The organism is Paenibacillus shunpengii, from assembly GCF_042684905.1.
Lineage (GTDB): Bacteria > Bacillota > Bacilli > Paenibacillales > Paenibacillaceae > Paenibacillus > Paenibacillus shunpengii.
On the sequence record NZ_JBHUMJ010000002.1, the window covers coordinates 1,877,460 to 1,896,772 of the forward strand.

The following is a 19,313-nucleotide window of genomic DNA, read 5'->3' on the forward strand; positions in this document are numbered from 1 at the left end:
CTTAGGAGGGCTGATGGCACAGCCTCATCTTGAGGTCATACTCCGATACCGGAAACGGACTTCGGTTTCATCACTCAAGAATCCCATCGCTTTAGCTGTGGGAGTGTCAATAGAGACTGCGACGGATTTGTCTCCTATTCATCATATTAAGAAATGTCTGCCGCCTACCCTCTGGATGTGTGGAACCTCGGATGAACTCTACGAGCAGAATCAAACCTTTGTCGAGCAAATGAATCAAGCAGGCAACCACATTACGTTTCTAACCTATGATGGCATGGGACATGGATTCTTTAATTATGGATGGCATGAGAACAAGCCTTATAATGACACGACAATAGAAATTCAGCACTTCCTGGCGTCTTTGGAAGCTGAACATTCAGCCTCATAACCTTAATCTTTGCTTCACGAAAGATTCATCCTAACTTAATTCATTTCATGATTTATGAAAATCCACTAAGTTTAAACATTAATGAGGCCATTTTGACGTTCATCGTGAAGGATATAGGTCTTTTTTGAAGAAGTTCTAAGATGGAAGAAATATTCCATTGCAAGCCGCAAAAAGTACAAATTTTTGAAGGAGGTTTTCATTTTGGCAGAGAACAAGGACAAGAATGCATCAAGCGAGCAAGATGTACAGCGCGAGACACTGACGACGCGGCAAGGTCATCCAGTAAGGGATAATCAGAACATTCGTACTATCGGTAATCGTGGGCCAGCCACACTTGAAAACTATCATTTTATCGAAAAAATTTCTCATTTTGACCGGGAAGAGGTACCTGAGCGTGTCGTGCATGCTAGAGGAACCGGAGCATTTGGATATTTCGAAACGTACGGAAAAGTAGGAGATGAGCCGGTAGAGAAGTATACTCGGGCCAAAGTATTCTCCGGCGCGGGTAAGAAGACCCCGCTGATGGTTCGATTCTCCACGGTCGCAGGAGCGAAGGATTCTCCAGAGACAGCCCGCGATCCCCGCGGATTTGCAGTCAAAATGTATACGGAAGACGGCAACTGGGATCTCGTAGGTAACAACCTTAAGATCTTCTTTATCCGGGATGCCATGAAATTCCCTGATATGATTCACGCTTTTAAGGCGGACCCTGCTTCTAACGTCTCTCATCCTCAGCGGATGTTTGACTTTGTATCGCGCTCGCCTGAAGCGACGCATATGATCACATTCCTGTTCTCTCCATGGGGCATACCGGCTACATATCGCCATATGCAAGGCTCAGGGGTTAATACTTATAAATGGGTCAACGATAAAGGCGAGGCCGTGCTTGTAAAATATCACTGGGAGCCGAAACAAGGGATTCGCAACCTGACCCAGGAGGAAGCCGATTCGATTCAGGCGAAGAACGTCGGTCATGCGACTCAGGACTTGTATGAAGCCATCGAACGAGGCGATTACCCAGAATGGGAGCTGTTCGTACAGATCATGGAGGATGACTATCATCCAGAGCTGGACTTTGATCCGCTGGATGATACGAAGCTGTGGCCAGAAGATAAATTCCCGTGGCTTCCGGTGGGCCGTATGGTACTGGATCGTAATCCGGTAGACTTTCACGCGGAGATTGAACAAGCCGCATTCGGTACGGGTGTGCTGGTAGACGGCATGGATTTCTCCGATGATAAAATGCTGCAAGGCCGTACCTTCTCCTACTCCGATACTCAGCGATATCGTGTAGGCGCGAATTATCTTAAGCTTCCGGTAAATGCACCAAAAACAGAGGTTCGCACGAATCAGCATCGCGGACAGATGGATATCCGTGATCCGAAGGAATCCGGAGCTAACCCGCATATCAACTATGAACCGTCCATGATCGGCGGGTATCAGGAAGCGAGCAGAGAAGGTCATCCTCAGCACCGTCCGACGTATAATGCTGCAGCGATGAGCGAGCCGATTGATCGTCCTAACAACTACGGTCAGGCAGGGGAGACGTATCGAAGCTTTGAGGACTGGGAACGTGATGAATTGATCAAGAACCTGTCTGAAGCACTTGCGGTATGTGACCCAAGAATTCAAACGGCGATGGTCGAGCATTTTACCCAGGCAGATGAGGATTATGGCCGACGTGTAAGAGAAGGCATTGAGAAGAAAGTCAAAGAGCTGCGTGAGATGGAGCAGGAAGGCAAGCTTCCTGGCCGTGAATCAGGCTCTTCGAAATATGGACAAGGCTCACTAGCAGCAAACCAAGCAACCAAGGATGCGGTGAAGAAGAGCCATGAGGCAGATCCTTATTAATCTGTAATGGAATATTCCGTTGACAGATCGTCAGAAGGATTAAGCTAAATAGAGACGCCATTTCTTCTTGAAGAATCAAGTGGAGGTGGCGTTTTTATGTGGATTTGTGAGTCGCTTGAAAACATCTGTCTAACCTTAAGGTGAAAAATCACACTTGTAAAAACGTATAATTAGAGTTATTATAGACACATCATATCTATGATAACTAAGTTTGTGGAAAACCAAGAATGTGCATGATCTTTATTCTAAAAGCATCGAGTGAGTTAGTAAGCATCTCTACGACCATTTTTTTGCACTAATTATAGATATAAAATATCTATAATATCTTATATTTAGAGAGGGGATTTAGATCTATGACTTATGATTGCATTATTGTTGGCGGCGGCCCTGCGGGCTTGAATGCTGCACTTGTGTTAGGCCGGGCAAGAAAGAAGGTCATGGTTATTGATGCAGAGGAGGCTCGGAACAGAGTCACTCGTCACTCCCATGGATTTCTCACTCGGGATGGAATTACCCCGCATGAGTTCCGGCGTGTGGCCAAGGAGCAGATCGAGGCGTATCCAAGCGTATCTTTCACCACGGATACAGCCGTGTCTGCGAGTGGAGCGGATGGGGATTTTACAATTACCACGGATAAAGGGTTAGCGTATCATGCTAAAAAGCTGCTGCTTGCAGTTGGGAAGAGAGATATCAGGCTTCCAATCGAAGGTTTGGTAGAGGTATATGGGAAGAGTGCCTTTGTCTGTCCTTACTGTGATGGCTGGGAGCTTAGAGATCAGAAGCTGGTCGTTATTGTCAGCCATGACAAGGCATTGCATATGGCGAAGACCTTATCCGGCTGGACTCGAGATTTCACGATCTGTACGAATGGAGATGACAAGCTGACATCTCAGGACAGAGAAGAACTGAATAAGCATCACATTCCAGTATTTGATACACCTATCTCTGTGATTGACTCAATCAACGGAATGGTTAAGGGTGTCCGTTTGGAGGATGGCACGATGATTCCTTGTACCGGGATTTTCTTTGCTCCAGAGCTCGGCATTGGCTCTGACCTTCCTCAGCTTCTAGGCTGTGAATCAGCCGAGGATGGAACGGTCGTTGTAGATAAATTCGGGAAGACAAGTGTGCCCGGAGTGTATAGTGCGGGAGATTCAGCAACTCAGATGTATCAGCTGATCATGGCTGCTTCAATGGGTTCCATGGCTGCTGCAGGCATTAATTCGGAACTGCTCACAGAAGCTTGGGAACAGTCATGGTGATTTCTTGACGCTGTCTTGAAATAAAAGGTATTATGGACTCATTAAATCTTTTATTGAGGCGATGATTAGCAATATGAAATACTCTAAGGCAACAAATTACGCTTTGCATACGATGCTGTTTCTAGCAGCGGCTACCCCGGATAAACCTGTTGGTGTACAGCAGCTGGCTGAGCGGCAGAAGGTATCTCCTACGTATTTGTCCAAGATTTTGACGAAGCTGGTCAAGGCAGGGATGATTGAATCGGTCTCCGGTGCGAATGGGGGATATAGCTTGAGACGCGGCTGGGAGGAGATCTCCTTCCTTGATATCATACATGCTATAGAAGGAACGACCTCCTTGTTCGAATGTAATCTAAACCATGGATCAGAGTGCTTGATTCAGCAGGTTGTGCTGGAAGCAGAGGGAAGAATGGAAGACCATTTGAGAAGTCAGACCATATCCAGTCTTGCAAAGAACCTTCAGGCAAAAAGTTAAAGGAAGGACTCATTCCTACGTTGCGAAAATAAGAAACGCATGGTGAATGAAGATTGCACATTGCACATTGCACATTTCACATGCTGACATGGTAGACAGTTCCTACCGAGCTTTCTACCTTTGCTGCATAAGATGGATGCACTAACGTCATATTAGAGATATTATATATCTATAAACACTTTCAATAAGAGGAGATGAGTCAATGAATATTGAAGCTTCTGCGAACCAGGCTAATCATTCTGGACCCCAGAACAACGATCTGATCTCCTTGCTACAGCCTGCAGCCGGAGAGCGAATACTGGACGTAGGCTGCGGAAATGGGAATTTAACGGCCAAGATTGCGGCTGCCAGCGCGATTCCAACAGGCATTGATGCCTCAGAGGAAATCATAGCGAAGGCTAAGCTAAATTATCCTGAACTGCAGCTATCGGTTGAAGATGCTCGGTATTATAAAACTGAAATTCCATATGATGCTGTATTTTCGAATGCCGTGCTGCACTGGATCAAGGATGCACCTACAGTCGTCAGCTCCATCGGGTCTGCCCTTCGGAATGGCGGCAGATTCGTGGCGGAATTCGCGGCAAGCGGTAATACCGCTATTATACTGACTGCAATCAGAGCAGAGCTGGAACAGTATGGATACGAGTGGGAGGGAAGAAACCCTTGGTATCATCCTACGATCGGTGAATATTCCAGTCTCCTGGAGCAAATGGGCTTCAAGGTCATTTTTGCGCAGCATATGGACCGTAAATCTCCGCTGAAAGGGGGAATGGGGATTCGGAACTGGATGGATAACTTCTCCTCTTATCTATTCCGGGGGGTTACTGCTGAACACCAAGCGCTCATATATGATGCTGTGGAAGAACGAGTGAGGTCTGAGCTATACAAGGATGGTCATTGGATGATCGATATCAGCAGACTGCGGATTGCAGCCATCAAGCAATAGGGAATCAATATATTAGAATTTTGCATATTCGATTATATTGAGTTTAAAGGTATTTGAAAAGTCGCGATTTCGCGGCTTTTTTTGTGCATGAAAGCAAGCTTACGAGGTGTTTAATTGATAGTGTGTGGTTTCATTGCGCGAGGGCTTCCTTCGTAATCTGTTTAATATCATAAGGGGAGGTCATGCATTCGTCGATAATATCAGGGAGGATCTGCTCCAGAAAATAACGAACACAGTGCAGGTTGATGTTCTTAATCTTCACAATGGCATTGCGATACATTGCAACAAATTCCTTCTCTGTGTTACCTCTTTGCAATTCCACGAACGCTTCATATACCTGATCCAGCTTGTCTGCCACCTCTAGAATAAGTCCTTCTACGGAATTGTCCTTTCCTTCACGAAGCTGTCTGCGGAAGATTGACTTAAATTCCTCCGGAATATTTTCCTCGATAAAGTGCTGTACCATGCCTTCTTCTACCTGCTGCAGCATGGCGCGGAGCTCAAGAGAGTAGTGCTTGACAGGTGTCTTAATATCACCGATAAATATCTCGCCATAGTCATGGCTGCTTGTAATCTCGTATAGCTTTTTCCAATCTACCGGGACTCCATGCTGCTCCTCGATGTCAGCCAAGGTCTTGGCATATTGCACTACCTTCCAGGAATGCGCAGACACGCTGTGCTCTTCAAATTTAAACTTGCCAGGTGTGCGTATGATGCGCTCAAGATCGTTCAATGAACGAAAGTAAGTGTGAATTCCCATATGTCTAATCATCCTTTGTGTTATCAATGTGTGTGCGTACAACCCAACTGTAACACCGATATGTCATCGCAGGATTAAGCAGGAACTCGATTCATGTTAACGAATAAGGGCTTCAATAATTTACTGAAGCTTTGGATCAACCGCTGAGCGATGACCATTTTGTTTGACTTCATCAAAAAGTGTCTCATCCCCTTGTGGCTGCTCCTGAGTTGTCGGATTAAGATTATTCATCAGCTTCTCGATATCCGCCATTGTAATCGGTTTAGCATACGGCATCAGTTCATATCCGATATGTCCATTAGATTCAATCGTTGCGTTTTTCACATCAGATAGATGAGAGATCCCGTTCTGTCTAAGCCTTACCTCCAGCTGATCGACAGTCATCCGCATGGTTCGTAAATTATCCGTTCTTAATTGTCCGTTCTCAATGACCAGCTTCGCTTTCCCTGACAATAGTTCTTCCACCCAGTTGAATCTATACTGGAGGTATTCAAGGAGCAGCAATGACAGAATGAAGAAGCTGGCTGAGCCAATCGCTTTCCCCAAGTGCTCATTAGCTATGGGTTGGACGATCGTTGTCCCAATAGAGATCATTACTACCGTGGTTGCTACGCTCATTTGAGAGATCGACTTTCTTCCTGCAACACGAAGTAATACCACGCCGGCAATAACTAAGAGGAGAGATTTCCATATCCATTCCATACAAACACCCGCTTTCGTCATAGATGCAATCCATATTATTTGTTATTCCTGCTAGTTTATTCAACTGACGTGAATCCGCACTTCCATGTGAGCGACTCTAAGCATGGGCTCACAGCAATATACAGGCTAGGCAGGATAAAGGACCTTTATGTACAATGAAGAGGACAATGGAAAGCGTATTACATCTTGAGGCGGAGCGGAGTGAATAGGATGGAGAACAAGCGAAGAAGAATTTTGTTTCAAGGCGATTCGATAACCGACGGTAACTGGGGGCGGAACCTCGATCCGAACCACATACTGGGACATGGATATGTATATATTATAGCTGCACAGCTTGGTACACAGTATGCAGAGTCTAAGCCGTATTTTATGAATAGAGGGGTCAGCGGTAATCGCGTATCTGACGTTTATGCCAGATGGAATGAGGATGCAATCAGCTTACAGCCGGATCTGATTAGCCTGCTAGTAGGTGTGAATGACGCTCACAGTATCATTACAGGCAGTGCTCGGGGGGCTACAGACCGGTATGAGCGAATCTATCGACAGCTGCTGGACGAGACATGCGAAGTATTGCCAGATACAGGGATTGTATTATGTGAGCCGTTTGTAATGCATTCAGAAGCAACGGAAAAAGATTGGAGCGAGTGGAGCTCAATAATAGGCGAGTACCGTAGGATCGTCCGGCAATTAACAGAAGATTACAATACCCTTTTCGTACCTTTGCAGGATACCTTCAATCAAGCAGCGAACCGAGCAGATACAGCATATTGGGTGTGGGATGGTATTCATCCGACAACTGCGGGACACCAGCTTATTGCAAATGAATGGCTAAAGGTCGTTCAGCAGAGCGAGTATGCAATTGAGTAACAATGACAGATCTAAATTTTAAAATTAGGAGGCTGTATGAACATGAACAATAATAAAGGCTGTATTAAATGTGGAAGTAGAGACGCGGACAGTAAAGAAGTAGCCATGACGGGAACAGGATTGTCAAAGATGTTTGATATTCAAAACAATCAATTTATCGTCGTGTTCTGCAACAATTGCGGATATTCCGAATTTTACAACAAGAAAGCCTCGCAGGGCTCTAACATTCTGGACTTTTTCTTCGGTTAAGGAATTCAAGCTATCATGCAGTTGACAGGAAGTTAAACCCATAATTTACATAAAACAGGAATTCGGAAAACATAAGCAGAACATAGTGTTAACTGGATAGCTGATCCATAACTTCTATGTCTGATATTCTCATACATGCTGCTGGACGAGCATGCTGCTGGACGAGCTATCCTCACATTAAATGGAGGTGTACTATGTTCAAGTCGCACATGTTAAATAAGCCGAAGGGAAGTATGAAATTATGGGTATCTCTGGTTCTTGCCTGCATCATGTTCAGTATGACCATATTGCCAGCACAGGCTGCATCACCACAGAAGACAGTTAATGCATCAGCTCAGCTGGCGTACAATCTTAAGGGACTGAAGCATAACGTCGTTGTACAAAAAGCTTATATTGCTGACAAGTATCTATATGTAACCCAGCGTTCACAGGGCACTTGCTATCTGTCAAGACTGCTTATCGATGGCACAGACGCGAATTATGTGGACGAAATGACGGTAACGAACACCGGCCATTGTCAAACGCTGGACATGTATACGTACAATGGGGAGAATTACTTCTATTTCAGCTCAAAAGCAGATGCCTCCACGTCTTACTACTGGTCACTGCAAGTCGCAAGACTTAAGTATGCCGCAGGAACCACGGTGGATTATACGGATCTGCGCCGGTTTACTTACATGAATTATGCGAATAAAACCGGCTCTAGATTAGGAGACACTTACCGTGTTGATGGAGGCGGCAACAGTACACATACGTTCTTCCGAGTCCAGACCGCTGAAGGTACCGTGACATGGTCGATTTATGACACGGCTAAACTGAACCAGCTTCTAGACAGCAATGAGCAGGTACGGATGGACAGCGCCGCAGCAGTGAGTGCGTGTGTCAGCAGCTTTACTCAATCGGGAAGCGGCATTATCCGGCCGAATGGTTCTTTTCAGGGAGCAGATATGCTGGGCAGTACAGAGATTTACACATCGGGTGGAGCTGAGGGAGATACGCCTCAAATTGCGATGATTTCGAGCTCAGGTACCTTTAAAACACTCGTGAACATTACAAATGTAGGCAACCACGAGATTGAAGGGGTTCAGACGAAGAACGGCAATGTCTATTTTACGATCGTTCCCGATCCGGTTAACAAGACAAATACACAAAAAGTATATTTTGTTCCCGATTCCGTGTTTAACTAATCTCCGAGATTTAGATATGAAGGATTATTAGGTAATCAGCGCAATATAAAATCATTTTGTTTTTTTTCTAGAAAACTCTTGAATAAGTTTATCACATCTGTTATTGTAGTCCTTGCGTGAAATGGAAAGCTAATTATCGTAACGGATCTTTCCAGCAGATAATTTTGACCACTCCTACGATAAAGGTAGGACGTTAAGGCCACACGGACAGCCGGGTCAAATGCCGATCGGCAACTTTCGTTGCCTTATTGATTGAGTTAAAAGCTCAAATTTTATAAGTTGGTTACTTTACAACCTGTGCACTGCACATCAACTTGTGAAACGGTCAATAAGAGTGGAAAAAGTAATTATTTGCTGACAGACTCTGATCCATTATTGATATACTCATAAATATGAATGAGCCTTCTCATGTTCATGTGACCATCCCAGATGGTTATGGAGTAATTATGCTTATTTAATATTTACGATATATCGTAAGCAAGTGTGATGCGCAATTATGCGATTTTTACACTTGCTTTTTTGTTTTGAGAAGCTATGAGTAACATACTTTTCTTGCAAATTTCGCAAGTGGCATACATTCAGCTGGTTTGGTTGTACTAAATACGGCTTGAAAATTTAATTTGTTAGGAGATATGAGAATGGGAAAAGCACTAATTATTGGCGCCGGCGGCGTAGCATCAGTAGCAGCACACAAATGTGTTCAGAACAGTGAAGTATTCGAAGAGATTTGCATTGCGAGCCGTACCAAATCGAAATGTGATGAGCTGAAAGCAAAATTGGATGGCGGAAAAACGAAAATTACGACAGCTCAAGTCGATGCGAACAACGTAGATGAACTCATTGCTCTAATTAACGAAGTTAAACCGGATATCGTAATGAACCTGGCTTTGCCATATCAAGACCTGACGATTATGGATGCATGTCTTGCAACGAAGACACATTACATGGATACGGCGAACTACGAGCCGGAAGATACGGCGAAATTTGAATACAAATGGCAATGGGAATACAAGGAGCGCTTTGAGCAAGCAGGAATTACTGCACTGCTCGGAAGCGGCTTTGACCCAGGTGTAACGGGAGTATTCTCCGCTTATGCACTCAAGCATTACTTTGATGAAATTGAATATATCGACATTCTGGATTGCAACGGCGGTGACCACGGCTATCCGTTCGCAACAAACTTCAACCCTGAGATCAACATTCGTGAAGTTTCGGCTAACGGCAGATACTGGGAAAATGGCGAGTGGATTGAAACAAAACCTATGGAAATCAAACGTGTATATGACTTTGCTGAAGTGGGTGAGAAGGATATGTACCTTCTGTACCATGAAGAGCTTGAGTCCTTGGCGAAGAACATTCCTGGCCTGAAGCGTATTCGTTTCTTCATGACATTTGGACAAAGCTACCTTACACATCTGAAAGCACTTGAAAATGTAGGCATGACTTCCATCGAGCCGATCGAATTCGAAGGCAAGCAGATCATTCCATTGCAATTCCTGAAGGCAGTACTGCCAGACCCAGCTTCTCTTGGACCACGTACAGTAGGTAAAACAAACATTGGCTGTATCTTCAAAGGGAAAAAAGATGGCCAAGACAAGACTTACTATGTCTACAACATCTGTGATCACCAAGAATGCTACAAAGAAGTAGGCTCCCAGGCGATTTCTTACACTACGGGTGTGCCTGCGATGATCGGAGCAGCGATGGTGATGACTGGTAAATGGAATAAACCAGGCGTATACAATGTAGAGGAATTCAATCCAGATCCATTCATGGAAGAGTTGAACAAATGGGGACTTCCGTGGGTAGAAGACTTCAATCCGGTGCTTGTAGACCAATTGCCGGAAGAAGCAAAAAAATCGGAGTCTGTTCGCTAAGATGAAGTTCGAGGAACTACCTACACCCTGTTTTGTAGTCGATGAGGAGCTCATCGAGAACAATCTGAAGATCCTGAATGGTGTTATGCAGCGTACAGGAGCTGAAATTATACTTGCACAAAAAGCATTTTCCATGACTGCAATGTATCCCCTGATCGGAAAATATTTGTGTGGTGCTACAGCGAGCGGTTTGTTTGAAGCACGTTTAGGCTATGAGGAAATGGGCAAACAGAACCATGTATTTGCCCCAGCCTACCGTGAGGATGAGATTGATGAGATTATTTCGATCTGCGATCATATTATTTTTAACTCCTTCTCACAGCTGGAGAAATTCAAGGATAGAGCGCTAAAGGTCGGCCGACAAGTTGGACTTCGTATTAATCCGGAATGCTCCACACAGGAAGGTCATGAAATCTATGATCCATGTTCTCCAGGTTCGAGATTCGGTGCGAAGCACGAGGATTTTCGCGCAGAGCTGCTTGAAGGTGTCTCGGGTTTGCACTTCCATACGCTATGCCAGCAGAACTCTGATGATTTAGAGACGACGCTGAATGCAGTGGAAGAGAAGTTTGGACAATGGCTGCCTCAGATGGAATGGATCAATTTTGGCGGTGGACATCATATTACGAGAGAAGATTATGATATCCCAAGACTTGAAGCATGCATTAAGAGAATGCAGGACAAGTACGGTCTTAAGGTATATCTGGAGCCGGGAGAAGCTGTAGCCCTCAATGCAGGTTACTTGGTGACTTCTGTGCTAGATCTTCACAAGAATGGGATGGATATCGCAATTCTGGATACATCGGCAACTTGTCATATGCCAGATGTACTCGAAATGCCTTATCGTCCGCCTCTATTCGGTTCTGGTGAACCGGGAGAGAAGCCATATACCTATCGACTTGGCGGGCAAACCTGCTTGTCGGGTGATGTGATTGGTGATTACTCTTTCGATCAGCCGCTGAAGAGCGGAGACCGACTGGTATTTGGAGATATGGCGATCTATTCCATGGTCAAGACGAATACCTTTAACGGTATGCCATTGCCAGCCATTGCGGTGAAACGTAAAGACGGTGATTGTGAGGTCGTTCGCGAGTTCGGCTATCAGGATTTCAAAATGAGACTTGCTTAATTCACTTATATATTTAAATAAATCATCAACTAAACTAAAAGCACTAACCACATTTAATTGTGAGGTTAGTGCTTTGATTTTGTTTCTGTTATTAAAAATTCAGGAGCTATCCCGCTGTATGCTAATGAGTAGGACAGGGAGTGAGATTACTGAGAAGAGAATCCAGATAGATCCTGAAATTATTGAGGAATAGTCAATTTAATTAAGAGTAGAATCTTCTATGCTTGTTATGCTGCTTGTTGTGACGACCATGTTTACATACGACAAGTGCTTTTTCACCTGGTTTCAAAACGACAACCTTTACTTTTTTTCTCTTAAGAAATGCTCTAGTCATTTCGTTCATTTTTTTTCACCTCCTCCCTTGAGTTAACAGAAGGATTCACACTTCATTTTCAAATTAAGACCATTTAAAAGCTTTTACAATGATGACAAGCAAAATAAACAAAACGAGAACGATACCGAGGGTTTTGGAAGAACCATTATCGTAGGAAGTTTCTTGAACATAATTGTCATATTTAGTCATCAATCGCACCTCCCATCCTGTATCATATTTGCATTTTATGCGTCGTTGTAATGCTATGATTAAACTATCATCTACTTTTTATAGAATTGTACACTTTCACTAGACTTTCACAGAACTGCACAACATGATAATAGAGAAGAAGAACAGGAACAGGCAGAAGAGCAGGAGAGGAACCGGAGTATTACTGTGTAATACAATCATGGGGCCCATAAGGCCTGCCATCATTCCGCTAGTCATCCCTGTGACGATCGTTTGATAATCAACAAGTGTGCCAAAGATGAGTCCTATCAGCATTGCAGCAATCGTTGCCAAGATGGTAACCCAGCCTGAATACTGTGGAAATTGAAATCCCCATAGGGCACCCAGAGATAGCGCGCTGACAGTGCTGATTGTCATTGAAATATTCATGCCTAAATGATAGCCAATCAGGTTTCTTAGCTTCCTCAAGTAGACAAATCCAATCGTTATTCCAACTCCTAACATGACATTCACCAGTACGAACACAACAACATCCATCTGAATCCCTCCTCTATTTGAATAAAGCTCATATACTGTACATAAAATGGTTATACCATTCCCAAATGGAGGTGACTGTGAAGTGATTCCTCAAGATTCATCCAAGTATACATCTCCTGCAAGCCCATTACCGTTACATGAATTAAAGGTGCTCCAGGAATACATTCATCACCAAAACGTACAGATTATCGGAGATGTAAATCCGAAGCGACGTAATGAAATCATGCTTTCTCAATTTTTCAAATCTCACAAAAATCAAACCGTAAGAGTGAGAAGGAACTCTAGCACAGGAATAAAAGAGTCCGTTGCTAAGACTGAAGCAGTAGGAAGGGATTTCGTTATCTTAACCACACTTCTAACCAAGTACTGGGTCCCATTTCACTCTATCGTTTCAGCAGATCTCCCCTACGAACAAGTGAATATACCTCATCACCAGCATCAGCAAATGGCGTTGGACGATGATTTAAAACACAAGCTACTACTCAAGTTCGGCAAGACCGTTAGTCAAAAGGAGTTTCTTAAACAGCAATTTTTTGATCAAACGCTAATCGGACATCTACAAATTTTAATGAAAAATAAAGTAATTATTGAGACGAAGAACGGAAGGGTAAACGGAAGATTTATGCATGCAAGCTCAAATGGAATCGAATGGATCGAACGTGGAGTAAAGGGCTCAGCGAAGTGGAACGAAGTCTACTGCATAGAGAAACAGCGATTTTTCTAAATATTGCTTTATTACATTGGAAGACACCCCATAAGATAGAGGTGTCTTCTTCATTTACATTTGATCCGGTGGAAGTAAATTATTTAATGGTGCTAATTTAGGCGTCAGCTCGTCAAGAACTCGAATGATCCCCCAAACACCAAGCTCAATATCCCATCTGATATTACCGGAACGGTATAGGAAGTCGCCTGCGATCTCAAGTTGACCACCTGCGCCATACAGCAAGGGAAAATCATCCGTGTGTCCTACGCTGAGCTGTCCTTGAAAGGATACCATCTGTGAATTAAGATCATCGTCGCTACGCAGCCATTGATGACCATGAACGACAAAAGTATGTGCTCTTGCACGATCTGCTGGAAAGATTATGCGAATAACGACTGGATCACCGACATACGCAAGAAACAATGGGGTAGCGGGATCACCGTGAACTTTTGAGCTGAAGACAAGCGAAATATCAGGATTGTCTAAAAGTCGGTTTCTAAACCGCTCAGCACGGTAATTAAATCCTCTGGAGCCTTGATCCTCGAAATCCTCGATTTCTTCTTCAGCTGCTGGTTCGATCGGAATAACGGGCTCCGGATCTATAATAAGCTTACCATTTTTATTGTAGAGCCTTACGCCATCATGCATGATTAAACAGAATTCTCTTGTTTCTTGACCACCGTTGCTGATAATGACCTGACTTCCCGTGTTAACGGGCTCTCTTGTGACAGGGTCAAGGTATGTGGTACCTCTTGGCTCTGTGACGAGCATACCAAAGGCTCCGTGATGTCTGTGATTTCTGATGTCCGCCATATCGACAAGACCTACGGCACCGATTTGCTGATCGATATACCAGCGGTACGTGATCTGCTCACCTGGAGCAATCGTCTGATCCGGATTAAACCCAACGGTGGCACCATCTGAGAAACGAACATCATAAATTAGCATCTGAGTATGCAAAGATATCCGTTTAGACGGTCGATGCAGGACATTTACAGGCAAATCAGGATAGAGCTGATCATCCGGCGGAAATTTTAAATCTGCTAAATCATTAAAGAGCGTAACCTCGACAATTTCGCCCACATTGCCTCTAATAATTAAAGGTTCTGGGTTAATTCGGCCATTTAAAATATCCTTAACGTTCTCTTTCAATGCAAAAATCACACTGAAGGGATCCAGATCTCCGAACCGGTTATAGATGACGGGTGTTTGAAGTGCAACGACATCGTAATGTCTCACTGGAGTGCCAGGAGGAGCCGGTTGATCTATGCCCTCAGGCTTAGGCGGTCTTTTTCCATTACATTTAGGGAGTGGTTTCGTTCTTTTTCTAGGTTTTTTGCGATCCGGCAGCGGAATAAGGTGAGGAACTCGCTCTTCGAATGTTCGCAGAATACCCCAGTTACCGAGCCAAATATCCTCTATGGAACCGAAATGGTATAGCATGTCGAAATCGCCTGTTCCCTCAATAGCAAATTCAAAAGTAAAAGATTCCGATATTCCGATATGCTGCTGATCGACAAGATCTGAATCCAGATCCCCGCGTTCTCTTCTCCAGCGCTGCCGATGTAGATTAAAAGCATGAGATTCTTCATGGGCGCCTTGGATCAACCTGATACGAACCGGGTCACCATTATACGTGTTCAGCATTGGTGTAACTGGATCACCATGAACCCAAGAGCTGAACACATAGGCAGGATCCATATCCGGGTCTGTTAGACGGAACTGAAGTGGTTCATTTCTATAATTAATTGCCATGACGCCGGGATCATCATGTGAGCTCGGGAATGGGGGCTGATTGAGCGGGTTCCCATCCTTGTCAAACAGTAAGGCGAAATCATGCACAAGCAGCGTAAACTCCCGGAAGTCGGGAATGAACGGGTTCACAATCGTCGCCTGTGTACCAGAATTAATGACTTCTCCCGTAACCGAAGATAGAAATTTAGATCCGCGTGGCTGAACATTAATTCCTGCAAATACACCGTGCAGCTGATGCGCATTAGCAAATAAATGATCGTGGAAGAAGGTCCCTTTCAGCTCAACGTCCGCAAACCATTGGTACTCGATGGTCTGACCTGGAAGGATACCGGAATCATAATTCCAGCCTACGTTTGCGCCATCTGAAACCAGCGGGTCGAACTTGACGAAGTGTACATGCAGGCCGGCTTCATACGTACGATTCACAAGCTGAAATGCATTTCCTCCAAGCACTTCCGGTAACTTGTTGGTGAATTTCAGTCTTATGCAGTCCCCTGCATTAGCCCGAATGGTGAGCGGCTCAGGTTGTTTTTGTCCTGAACATATCGCTTCTTCATCCTCAGCCAGTATAAATATACGGCCTTCAGGGTCATTCCAGCCTTGATTGTTATATACAATAGGAAGCTGAATGGCGAGAATGTGGAATTCGCGTTCAGGATTTACTGCCGGATCACATGGATTGACAAACACGGCACCTGGTACAGCATTAGGCGCAAATTGATTGATTTCAAGCGGCGTTGACGGTCTTCCGCCGACGATACCGAGTGGAGGACGCGGTGCTTTTTTGCCGATAATCCCTGGAATGAAATTTGGAAATCCTGGTCTGTCTTTGGTTGGCTTCGGAGGAGCCGGCCGATCAGGAAGCGGCTTTAGGGCAGCGATTGGTTTTCCATTTGGATACTTCCCAGTTCCATCCTGGAGGGTATTAAAAATACGCTGCATTCCCCACATGCCTTCATCAAAGTGAGGATATAAGTGACAGTGAATAATAATATCTCCGAAGGCACCCTGCAGGCTGCCTGCTCCATACAGCGGTGAGACAGTATAAGATGCCTGAGGGGAAATGGCCTGAGAATCTTTAATTTCGGAATCTAAATCCGTTGTTTCGAACAGCCATTGATGAACATGGTAGTGAAACACATGCGTTTCCTTAACTCCGCCGTGCAGAAGCCTGATTTTAACGGGATCTCCGACATAAGCTCTTAATATAGGAGTAGCCGGATCACCGAACATCCATGAATCATGATGTACTTCTTCACCTTCGGTTTCTGGAGACACAACACCCTCCATAATAAGGCGTAGTCTGTTTCGCATCGGCTCTGCCCGATAATTTATAGTGTGTGTAGCCTCCGGTTGGAAGGTATGGGGACTAAAGGGTGCATCCCCTGTCAGATCATCCACTTCCATTTCATCGTGAAAAATCCAGGCATATTCACGGAAAGAGGGCAGGAAAGGATTATGTATATCGGCATAAACACCTGAAGATATCGGCTTTCCTGTCACTGGATCCGTCCATGTAGATCCTCTAGGCTGTACAATCAGCGCGCCAAATAGCCCATGTACCTGTGTACCAAGCTCACTTGATAGCGTATTTCCCAAGTCAGTAAAATAACTGATTCCCTCATGGAGGGTACGCCAGGTGTAGAGAATCGTGTCCCCTGGATCCACTGTAGTATTGTCATTGAAGCCTACAGCAGCTCCGTCCGAGGTCATAACGTTATATTCTACGTCTTGTATGTGTAAAGAAGCTGGAAAATCTAGCTTGTTCTCAAACAGAACTTCAATCTCATCTCCGGCGTTCGCACGAATAACGAGAGGCTGAACTAAATCAACGGTTGTAAAGGGGTTTTTAGCGATGAGCTTCCGTACTTTGTCTTCGTTCTCTTTCAAAACGTACATCTTTCCGTTAGGGTCGTGGTCCCCAAAGTCATTTATGACGATCCGTACGGAAATTGCAACAATATGAAATCTTCTCTTCACAGTCCGCCTCCTTATAACCGAATTTCGGGAATAGGATTATCTGGGGTCTCGATAAAGTACACCTGGATATTATTAATTTGCGTACGCAAATTGACATTATCGAATTCCGGTATATTTGAGAGATCAACAAGTATATATACGGTATCTGCTCTTACTTCCACTATCTCTCCGACAAAGAAAAAGGGATAGGATTCAGTTAAGACCAGGATACGATTTCCGACAGCTTGGTTGAACTCTTCAACAAGAGCCTCCTGTCTTAGAAGGCTAATATTTAGGCCAGAAGATTGCAGCATTGTTCTCCTCCTTAAGAAAGCGTAAGTCTTGTATCCAAATCGAATGGAGCAAAGACAGCGATGTTCTCAATTGGAAAGCTTAGCGGTGTAGGGAAGACAAAATTAGGTGCATTCGGCATTTTAATAATTGCTGGATTCAGTTGAATGGAACCGCCTCTAACTTCTTCAAGAATTCCCGTGAAGATGGGCCTGAATGTCTGGCCCAATATGTTGCGCTGTGTGGCATCCAGCACAATGATGATTTCCTGACCCAGTAATTCCTCAAAGATAGCATTAACTTCATCGAGGCTGGAGTAATCGCTAGCTGTATGATGTGGATTCAAATATTTCCCCTCCTTGGCATAAGTAATGACAGCGATAATTGGACTTATCGATTTTATATATATGTTGCCAAGGAGGGAATTCATGCTAAGAATTCATTACACGAATCAGCTCGATATTATCAAATGGAATCGTCTCAAACGATTTACTATTTTCTGTACTGGCTGTTTGGACAATGACTGCGTTGTCCGTCGTGTTGAACAGAACGCCAGAAACTACCTCAGCAGGTGCATCCTGTGTGATGTGGACTTTTTTACCGACTTGCTGCAGCAATGCAATGCTTAGGGGGATTCCAAAAAAACGATTTAGCAGTTTTACGCTTCCGGACACGGTCTCGGAGAAATGGTACAATAGCTCACAGTTTAATTCTTCATTGAAATAAGGGTTTTCGGCCTCATGATGAGGAAATGCGGAGGCATTCTTATTTGCCGTTACGGATATCAGATCTTCATACAATACAAATGTCTGAATACGCTGCTCCCGCAGCTGTACGTAATTTCGACCTGCCTGAACAAGAATACCATTAAGGGTCTTGAATTTGCCTCGGAACGCAAGCTTGAGACTCACGTGATCACCCATTAATGAATCGAGCTTCAGCTGTAACTGTCTTGGGTTCTCAGGCTGGGGAGGATTCCCCAGAGAACGTAATATATGATTTGCTTCTTCTATGCATGCCCGCAGCTCAATAAATTGTGCTTCGGGTAAGGACGTGGTTGGTGAACTAATACCGAATCTCTTTTTCACGAAAGATGTGCCTCCTGTAAAATGTTTTAGAACATTATATGGGTGTTAGCCTTCGGCGTTTGGTCAATCGCCCAGTTTGGAGAAATTATCCTAATTGGGCATTCGTCTAAGTCACAACACTCCAGGTAGGCATATACATACGACAAATATGATTTTGAAGTGGAGGGTAATTAAACATAATGAGTCATAGTGCTGTTTTGGTAAAGAAACAAGTGTCGGTTCCGAGAAAATATAAATTCAAGAAAAAATCCAAGGTATTGGTTAGAAAAGGATGCGGTCTAAAGGTCATCAACCATCCTGAGGATTGTGCCTGTCATAAACCGGTGTCTAAACAAAGATTCGATCGTGATCGCTGCTTTGAAATTGTAAAGGGAGTTAAACCGCTGATTCAGCTTCGTTTAGCAGGGCTCAATACAAATCTAAACTTCGAGCTGCTGCGAAATGAGGGGAAACCGGTTATCATTGAGGTTGTATCCGGTGAGAAAATAGAAAAAATCCGGGGTACCCTGTGCCAAATCGGAACGAATTATGTAGATATTCAAAAAGCAGACGGCAAAGTCGTTACCATTCTTCAAGACAGCATCCACAAGATCGATTGGCCGAAAGGTAAAAGACGCATAAAACATGTACATCATCATGATGACGATTTCGATTTCGATGGTGAGTACTATGGTGACGAAACAGACGATTATGAAGAGTAGAATCGAGGAGCCTTCAGCAAATGAGGGCTCTTTTTTTGATGTGGAAAAAATGAATAGTATACATAATTAGACGATTTTCCG

At 44.2% G+C, this 19,313-nt stretch carries 20 protein-coding genes; 12 read left to right on the forward strand and 8 right to left on the reverse strand.

Annotation, left to right across the window (positions count from 1 at the left end; translation table 11 throughout):
• The first annotated feature begins 13 nt into the window (after nucleotides 1-13).
• The 5 genes from ACFSVM_RS08765 to ACFSVM_RS08785 all read left to right on the forward strand — a co-directional run bounded on the left by ACFSVM_RS08765 (nucleotide 14) and on the right by ACFSVM_RS08785 (nucleotide 4,922).
• Nucleotides 14-388, forward strand: a complete 375-nt coding sequence (locus ACFSVM_RS08765) for an alpha/beta hydrolase (protein ID WP_379261490.1) — start codon at nucleotides 14-16, stop codon at nucleotides 386-388.
• A gap of 201 nt (nucleotides 389-589) precedes the next feature.
• Nucleotides 590-2,239, forward strand: coding sequence for a catalase (locus ACFSVM_RS08770; protein WP_379261492.1), 1,650 nt, complete (start codon nucleotides 590-592; stop codon nucleotides 2,237-2,239).
• Between the two features lie 353 nt (nucleotides 2,240-2,592).
• Nucleotides 2,593-3,501 (forward strand): NAD(P)/FAD-dependent oxidoreductase, encoded by a 909-nt coding sequence (locus ACFSVM_RS08775; protein WP_379261494.1) that lies wholly within the window; start codon nucleotides 2,593-2,595, stop codon nucleotides 3,499-3,501.
• 73 nt (nucleotides 3,502-3,574) lie between these two features.
• Nucleotides 3,575-3,976 (forward strand): Rrf2 family transcriptional regulator, encoded by a 402-nt coding sequence (locus tag ACFSVM_RS08780; RefSeq protein ID WP_379261496.1) that lies wholly within the window; start codon nucleotides 3,575-3,577, stop codon nucleotides 3,974-3,976.
• Nucleotides 3,977-4,178: 202 nt separating this feature from the next.
• Complete coding sequence (locus ACFSVM_RS08785; RefSeq protein WP_379261498.1) at nucleotides 4,179-4,922, forward strand: class I SAM-dependent methyltransferase; 744 nt, start codon at nucleotides 4,179-4,181, stop codon at nucleotides 4,920-4,922.
• A gap of 130 nt (nucleotides 4,923-5,052) precedes the next feature.
• Here ACFSVM_RS08785 and ACFSVM_RS08790 read toward each other — a convergent pair whose 3' ends face one another.
• On the reverse strand, nucleotides 5,053-5,682 hold the full coding sequence (locus ACFSVM_RS08790; RefSeq protein ID WP_379261500.1) for a YfbR-like 5'-deoxynucleotidase: 630 nt from the start codon (nucleotides 5,680-5,682) through the stop codon (nucleotides 5,053-5,055).
• 120 nt (nucleotides 5,683-5,802) lie between these two features.
• A complete protein-coding gene (locus tag ACFSVM_RS08795) occupies nucleotides 5,803-6,384 on the reverse strand; it encodes a DUF421 domain-containing protein (RefSeq protein WP_379261502.1) in 582 nt (193 codons plus the stop codon).
• Nucleotides 6,385-6,594: 210 nt separating this feature from the next.
• Between ACFSVM_RS08795 and ACFSVM_RS08800 the strand changes: the two genes are divergently transcribed.
• From ACFSVM_RS08800 to nspC, 5 genes are all read left to right on the forward strand, one after another.
• Nucleotides 6,595-7,251 carry an SGNH/GDSL hydrolase family protein gene (locus ACFSVM_RS08800; protein ID WP_379261504.1) on the forward strand — a complete coding sequence of 219 codons (657 nt, stop codon included), beginning with the start codon at nucleotides 6,595-6,597 and terminating at the stop codon, nucleotides 7,249-7,251.
• A gap of 42 nt (nucleotides 7,252-7,293) precedes the next feature.
• Entirely contained in the window at nucleotides 7,294-7,500 is a 207-nt protein-coding gene (locus ACFSVM_RS08805) for a zinc ribbon domain-containing protein (protein ID WP_379261506.1), read from the forward strand.
• A gap of 233 nt (nucleotides 7,501-7,733) precedes the next feature.
• Entirely contained in the window at nucleotides 7,734-8,687 is a 954-nt protein-coding gene (locus ACFSVM_RS08810) for a phage baseplate protein (RefSeq protein WP_379262942.1), read from the forward strand.
• A gap of 638 nt (nucleotides 8,688-9,325) precedes the next feature.
• A complete protein-coding gene (locus ACFSVM_RS08815) occupies nucleotides 9,326-10,564 on the forward strand; it encodes a saccharopine dehydrogenase family protein (RefSeq protein ID WP_379261508.1) in 1,239 nt (412 codons plus the stop codon).
• A 1-nt stretch (nucleotide 10,565) separates the two neighbouring features.
• Entirely contained in the window at nucleotides 10,566-11,693 is a 1,128-nt protein-coding gene (gene nspC / locus ACFSVM_RS08820) for a carboxynorspermidine decarboxylase (protein ID WP_379261510.1), read from the forward strand.
• A 202-nt stretch (nucleotides 11,694-11,895) separates the two neighbouring features.
• Here the strand turns inward: nspC and ACFSVM_RS08825 are convergent, their stop codons facing one another.
• Together ACFSVM_RS08825 and ACFSVM_RS08830 are read right to left on the reverse strand one after the other, a co-directional pair.
• The gene (locus ACFSVM_RS08825; protein ID WP_379261511.1) at nucleotides 11,896-12,036 is read right to left on the reverse strand and encodes a hypothetical protein; all 141 of its coding nucleotides are present in this window, start codon (nucleotides 12,034-12,036) and stop codon (nucleotides 11,896-11,898) included.
• Between the two features lie 279 nt (nucleotides 12,037-12,315).
• Nucleotides 12,316-12,732 (reverse strand): hypothetical protein, encoded by a 417-nt coding sequence (locus ACFSVM_RS08830; RefSeq protein WP_379261513.1) that lies wholly within the window; start codon nucleotides 12,730-12,732, stop codon nucleotides 12,316-12,318.
• Nucleotides 12,733-12,814: 82 nt separating this feature from the next.
• Between ACFSVM_RS08830 and ACFSVM_RS08835 the strand changes: the two genes are divergently transcribed.
• Nucleotides 12,815-13,456, forward strand: coding sequence for a hypothetical protein (locus ACFSVM_RS08835; RefSeq protein ID WP_379261515.1), 642 nt, complete (start codon nucleotides 12,815-12,817; stop codon nucleotides 13,454-13,456).
• A gap of 54 nt (nucleotides 13,457-13,510) precedes the next feature.
• Here the strand turns inward: ACFSVM_RS08835 and ACFSVM_RS08840 are convergent, their stop codons facing one another.
• The 4 genes from ACFSVM_RS08840 to ACFSVM_RS08855 form a co-directional block, all read right to left on the reverse strand.
• The gene (locus ACFSVM_RS08840; RefSeq protein WP_379261517.1) at nucleotides 13,511-17,173 is read right to left on the reverse strand and encodes a multicopper oxidase domain-containing protein; all 3,663 of its coding nucleotides are present in this window, start codon (nucleotides 17,171-17,173) and stop codon (nucleotides 13,511-13,513) included.
• An 11-nt stretch (nucleotides 17,174-17,184) separates the two neighbouring features.
• Nucleotides 17,185-17,466 carry a hypothetical protein gene (locus ACFSVM_RS08845; protein WP_379261519.1) on the reverse strand — a complete coding sequence of 94 codons (282 nt, stop codon included), beginning with the start codon at nucleotides 17,464-17,466 and terminating at the stop codon, nucleotides 17,185-17,187.
• 11 nt (nucleotides 17,467-17,477) lie between these two features.
• Nucleotides 17,478-17,789, reverse strand: coding sequence for a hypothetical protein (locus tag ACFSVM_RS08850; RefSeq protein WP_379261521.1), 312 nt, complete (start codon nucleotides 17,787-17,789; stop codon nucleotides 17,478-17,480).
• Nucleotides 17,790-17,874: 85 nt separating this feature from the next.
• Nucleotides 17,875-18,531: a hypothetical protein gene (locus tag ACFSVM_RS08855; protein ID WP_379261523.1), complete on the reverse strand. Its 657-nt coding sequence runs from the start codon at nucleotides 18,529-18,531 to the stop codon at nucleotides 17,875-17,877.
• Nucleotides 18,532-18,710: 179 nt separating this feature from the next.
• Here ACFSVM_RS08855 and ACFSVM_RS08860 point away from each other — a divergent pair, with 179 nt between their 5' ends.
• Nucleotides 18,711-19,232, forward strand: coding sequence for a hypothetical protein (locus tag ACFSVM_RS08860; protein WP_379261525.1), 522 nt, complete (start codon nucleotides 18,711-18,713; stop codon nucleotides 19,230-19,232).
• Nucleotides 19,233-19,313 lie beyond the last annotated feature (81 nt).